This is a genomic window from Thauera sp. 2A1 (assembly GCF_009469595.2).
In the GTDB taxonomy this organism is placed as follows: domain Bacteria; phylum Pseudomonadota; class Gammaproteobacteria; order Burkholderiales; family Rhodocyclaceae; genus Thauera.
In genome coordinates, this window is record NZ_SSXV01000042.1 from 1 (window position 1) to 5,396 (window position 5,396).

Genomic DNA, 5,396 nt, shown 5'->3' on the forward strand with positions numbered 1-5,396 from the left:
CTTGCCGGCGTGAAGCCGCCCGCGCCTGCTTCGCCGCGATCACCTGTTGTTCCTCGACAGCCGGCAGGTCATCGAACAGGCTGGCCGGCGATCCGTTATGACCTTCGGTCTCGTTCATGTCTCGGAGCATGCCAGTCCCAGCACAACCTGGCGAGATTGGAGAAAAACTCTCACGCTCTCAGATCTTCTTGTACAGGAAGTTGACGGGATGCTCCGGCGCCGCATGCACGATCGCCTCGGGCGCACACGGCTGCACGCACAGGCCGCAGCCGGTGCAGGCAGAAGTCTCGATGCGCACGAAGGCGAGTTCGACCTCCTTGCCGGACGGCTTCACCTCGGTCGCGCGCCGCGTCACATGGATGGCAGGGCAGCCGACATCGATGCAGTTGCCGCAGCCGGTACATTGGTCGGCGATGACCTTGTAGGGCTGCGTCGCCTCGTAGTGGTCGATCAGCACGCACGGCCGGTCGGTGATGATGACCGAGGGCTCGGGGATCTTCGTCTCCTCGCGCAGCGCCTTGAACAGCACAGGCAACTGGTAGGGGTCGAGCACACGGATGCGTTCCTTCTTCACACCGAGGGCCTCGCACAGCTTGGCGAAGTCGATACGCGGCGCGTCCTCGCCGTGGATGTCGCGGCCGGTGCCGGGATTCTCCTGCCCGCCGGTCATCCCCACGGCGCGGTTGTCGAGCAGCAGCACGGTGACGTTGCCGCGGTTCCAGGTGATGTCGAGCAGGCCCTGCATGCCCATGTGCAGGAAGGTGGAGTCGCCGATCACCGCGACCACGCTCTTCTTGGCATCGGCTTCGCCGCGGCCCTTGTCCATGCCGAGCGCCACGCCCATCGACGCGCCCATCGAGATGCAGGTATCGAGCGCATTCCACGGCTGGCCGGCACCCAGCGAGTAACAGCCGATGTCGCCCGAGATGTTGATGTTGCGCAGTTGCGCCAGGGTGTAATAGATGCCCAGGTGCGGACAGGCGACGCACATCGTCGGCGGCCGCGGGAACACCGTCTGCAGCGCCGCATGGATCGCCTTGGGCGCGGGCTCACCGAGCAACCCGGCGACCGCCGGGCGCAGCACGTCGGGCGCAAGCTCGCCGATGCGCGGCAGCACATCCTTTCCACGGCAGGCGATGCCGGCGGCGCGCAGTTCCATCTCCACCAGCGGCTCGGTTTCCTCCACCACCAGCACCTCATCCACCTGCCGCGCCAGCTCGCGCGCACGTTCGATGGGCAAGGGATGCGACAGGCCGAGCTTGAGCACCGGCGCGTTCGGGAAGGTTTCGCGCACATGCATGAAGGCGGGCCCGGAGGCGATAAAACCGATGCGCCGGTCCGTGCCGCCATACAGCGTGTTCCACTCGCTGGCCTCGGCGTCGGCGCGCAGTGCCTCGTCGCGCTGGTACATCAGCGGCAACCGAGGCTTGGCATTGCCCGGCACCATGACCCAGCGGCGCGCGTCCTTGACGAAACCGGCAGGCTCATGGCGCTCGCGTTCGCGCGGCTGCACCCTGCCCTTGACGTGGCAGATGCGGGTCGTCAGGCGCAGGATCACCGGGCAGCGATGCGCCTCCGACAAGGCAAACGCGGCGCGCGTCATGTCGTAGGCTTCCTGCGCATCGGCGGGCTCGAACACCGGCACGTGCGCGAAGCGGCCCCAGTAGCGCGAATCCTGCTCGTTCTGCGACGAGGACATGCCGACGTCGTCGGCCACGGCGATGACGAGGCCGCCTTCGGTACCGGTGACCGTCATCGTCATCAGCGCGTCGGAGGCGACGTTGAGACCAACATGCTTCATCGCGCACAGCGCGCGCGCGCCCACCATCGAGGCACCCAGCGCAACCTCGAGCGAGACCTTCTCGTTGACGGACCACTCGGTGTACAGATCAGGGTACTTTGCGAGTTCCTCGAGGATTTCGGTGGAAGGCGTCCCGGGGTAGGCAGCGGCAACGCGGCAACCCGCGTCTCGCGCTGCGCGGGCAACGGCCTCGTTGCCGGACAGGAACAGTCGGTTCGCAGCGGCGCTATCGGGCAGGGATGCACCCATGGGCAGGACTCCTCGAAGGGACGGACGGAAGAAACCATGAACCTTACCGTTCCCTCGCGAGTCGGCCGTTGATACAGATCAACGGCTTGCGGCGCGAATTTTGAATCGCTTTCTACCCTTCGATGATCAGTGCGTTGATTAACGCGCCGCGGCCCCCGGCTCCACCGTGACGACGTTCTGCACCAACTCTGCGAGCGAGTTGGCGCCCATCTTCTCCATGACGCGCGCGCGGTGCACTTCCACCGTCTTGATGCTGATACCCAGCACGTCGGCGATCTGCTTGTTGAGTTTGCCCGCGATGATGAGGTCGAGCACTTCGCGCTCGCGCTGGGTGAGGTGCTCCAGGCGGCGCGCGGTTTCCGCCTCCAGCATGCGCTTGCCTCGGTTGGCGCGCTCCTGCGCCAGACACTGCTCGATGAGGCGCAGCATGTCGCGCTCGCTGAAGGGCTTCTCGATGAAATCCACCGCCCCCTTCTTGAGCGCCGACACCGCCATCGGCACGTCACCATGGCCGGTGATGAAGATCACCGGCAAGGTGCAGTGGCGGCGGCAGAGCTCGTCGAACATTTCGAGCCCGCTCATGCCCGGCATGCGTACGTCGAGCACGATGCAACCCGTCATGCCGTCGGCGTAGACATCGAGAAAGGATTCGGCGCTGTCGAAAGCCTGCACCGTGTAACCGCTGGATTCGAGCATCCAGACGAGGGAATCGCGCAGGGCGTCGTCGTCATCAACGACGTAGATCAGTTGGTCAGGCGCTGCGGGCAAGTCGCTCACTGGCAACCTCGGTCGGAAGGGTAAACGCGAATATGGTACCGCCTTCCGGATTCGCGTCGACGACCAGTCGCCCGTCGTGGAATTCGATGATGGATCGGCAGATGTTGAGGCCCATGCCCATGCCCTCGGCCTTGGTCGTGTAGAACGGCGTAAACAGCCGCTGCCGGTCCTCCTCGCTGATGCCATGGCCGTGGTCGATCACCGCCACTTCGACGGCATGCTCGCCGCAGGGGTGCGCGCGCACGACGAGCACGCGGTGCTCCGGCAGGGTGTCGGCCATGGCGTCGAAGCCGTTGCGGATCAGATTGAGCACGACCTGCTCGATCATGATCTGGTCGGCAAAAACCGCGGGGAGTTGCGGAGCGACGTTTGCGACGAGGCGGATGCCAAGGCGGCGCGCTTCGATGTCGGCGAAACCGATCGCGTCATCCAGCACGTCGTCGATCCGGACTGCAGCACGGCGCGGCTCGCTCTTCTTCACGAATTCGCGAATGCGGCGGATGATCTTGCCGGCGCGCTCCGCCTGGAAGCTCGCCTTCTGCATCGCGGCGAGGATCTCCTCCTGCTTCCATTGCCCGCTCTGCATGCGCGTCACGCAGCCGGCACAGTAGTTGGCGATGGCCGACAGCGGCTGATTAAGCTCGTGCGCCAGGGTCGAGGCCATCTCGCCCATGGTGATGAGGCGCGAAGTGCGTTGCAGGCGATCCTCCTGCTGGCGCGAGATTTCCGCCGTCTGCTTGCGGTCGGTGACGTCGGTGGCGATGCCCATGCGCACGACGCGGCCGTCGACCCAGCGCGTGGCGTGCTCGCGCACGTGGTACCAGCGGCCGGAAAGGGGATGCTGCAACTCGCCATCGAAGAGCTCACGCGGCAGGTCGGCTGGGCTCAGCCCGCGCGGGTCCACCGTGTAGTCACCGCGCTCTGGCTGCAGCACGGCAACGCCGCGCACCGTGCGCCCGACGGAATCGAAGCCGTGGATGGCCTTGAACGCGCGATTGGCGAAGAGAATCTCATCGGTGCGCGCATCGGCGACGAACACCGCCGCTTCGAGCCCGTCGATGACCGCCTCGAAGCGCTCGTGCGCTGCCTCCAACGCGGCGCGGACACGCTTGGGCTCGGTGATGTCGGTGATGGAGGCCATCCAGCCGGTCTGCCGGCCTTCACGATCGATCAGCGGCGAGAGGTAGAAGCGCGCGTCCACACGCTCGCCGTTCTTGCGCCGAATGCGCATCTCGAAGCCGCTCGCCGGCGCCCGCCCGGCGAGCGTGAGCTCCAGATTGCGCTGGCATGAATCGATTGCCTCTTCGGGCCAGTACGGGAACGGCGGCACCATTCCGACCAGTTCCGACTCGTCGAAGCCGACCATGCGGCAGAAGGCGCTATTGACGTAGATGATGCGGCCGCTGAGGTCGATGGCACGCAGGCCGGTGATGACCGAATCCTCCATCGTCTTGCGGAAGGCCGACTCCGCCCGCAGCGCATCCTCGGTAGCCTTGCGACCGGTGATGTCGTGCGCAACCGCATACACCAGCTTGTCCTCGATCTCCGGATTGACGCTCCAGGTAAGCCACTTGTAGGTCCCGTCGCTGCAGCGGCAGCGGTTCTCAAACTGTGTCGCCTCGCCGGACGCAAGGCGGCGCAGGTGCTCCATCGTTGCGGTGACGTCGTCGGAATGCACGATGTCGACGAGCGTGCGCCCCACCATCTGCTCCGGGCCATAGCCCAGCGTGTGCTCGAAGGCCGGGTTGCAGCGACGGAACGCGCCGTCGAAGCCGAATACGCACAGCATGTCGAGCGAGAGCCGGTAGAGGCGGTCGCGCTCGCGCTCGGCCTGCACCCGGCGCTGCACATGGATGCGCAGCATCAGCAGCGAGCCGGCGATGACCACCAACAGGCCCGCGATCAGCATGACCGGGGGGAGGAAGGGTAGATCGCCAGGCGTCGTCATGGCACGCGCTCCGCCAGACCGAAACCCGGCCGAGGCGGGAGTTCGTACCGGTCAGTCACGTCCGTGAAGACACGGCGATGCCAAGCCGTTCTGACCGGCTCGGCGGAATGATGGTGGAGCATGAAGAAAGGGGGTTCGAAAGTTGGCGTATCGAGGTGGCGGCGCAGCCCGCGGCGCTGGCATGCAATGTGATTCTGGCGATCGATCGCATGCCGGGGCATTCGGGCAAGCCCTAGCGCTCGTGAGGAAGATGGGTCATAAGGGAAATCGTATTGCACAATCCGAAATCTCGTTTTATAGTTTGAAACGCTGATGTCCTGCGATCCGGGATGCACGCGCACGACAGTCGCCAAGAAACCCGTCCCGCCCCACCCGGGTGGAATTTGCAAACCGCAAGTCATGAGGAGACAGACATGACCGGTAACACCAACGTTCTTCTGAAAGCCGATACGGATACCCAGGAGACGCAGGATTGGCTCGAGGCGATCGCCTCGGTCATCGAGCACGCAGGCGCTGAGCGTGCGCACTTTCTGATCGAGACGCTGATTGCGACGGCGCGCCAGGAAGGGGTGAACATCCCCTACTCGGCCACGACCGAGTACATCAACACCATCCCCGCCG

General features: G+C 65.3%; 4 protein-coding genes. 1 reads left to right on the forward strand and 3 read right to left on the reverse strand.

Features of this window, described 5'->3' with window-relative positions; all coding sequences use genetic code 11:
* Nucleotides 1–178: 178 nt before the first annotated feature.
* From GH664_RS21745 to GH664_RS21755, 3 genes are all read right to left on the reverse strand, one after another.
* On the reverse strand, nucleotides 179–2,050 hold the full coding sequence (locus GH664_RS21745; protein ID WP_153170214.1) for a thiamine pyrophosphate-dependent enzyme: 1,872 nt from the start codon (nucleotides 2,048–2,050) through the stop codon (nucleotides 179–181).
* A gap of 138 nt (nucleotides 2,051–2,188) precedes the next feature.
* Entirely contained in the window at nucleotides 2,189–2,827 is a 639-nt protein-coding gene (locus GH664_RS21750) for a response regulator transcription factor (RefSeq protein WP_153170215.1), read from the reverse strand.
* Nucleotides 2,802–4,775 carry a PAS domain S-box protein gene (locus tag GH664_RS21755; RefSeq protein ID WP_228111665.1) on the reverse strand — a complete coding sequence of 658 codons (1,974 nt, stop codon included), beginning with the start codon at nucleotides 4,773–4,775 and terminating at the stop codon, nucleotides 2,802–2,804. Before GH664_RS21755 ends, GH664_RS21750 begins: the two co-directional genes overlap by 26 nt.
* 413 nt (nucleotides 4,776–5,188) lie before the next feature.
* On the opposite strand from GH664_RS21755, the gene GH664_RS21760 reads away from it, so the two are divergent.
* A partial coding sequence (locus GH664_RS21760) for a hypothetical protein (protein ID WP_153170216.1) occupies nucleotides 5,189–5,396 on the forward strand: 208 nt, incomplete at its 3' end.

Bases quoted from the DNA above. Each gene is read 5' to 3' on its own strand.
- GH664_RS21745 (WP_153170214.1), bottom strand. From the start codon at position 2,050: ATGGGTGCATCCCTGCCCGATAGCGCCGCTGCGAACCGACTGTTCCTG.
- GH664_RS21755 (WP_228111665.1), bottom strand. From the start codon at position 4,775: ATGACGACGCCTGGCGATCTACCCTTCCTCCCCCCGGTCATGCTGATC.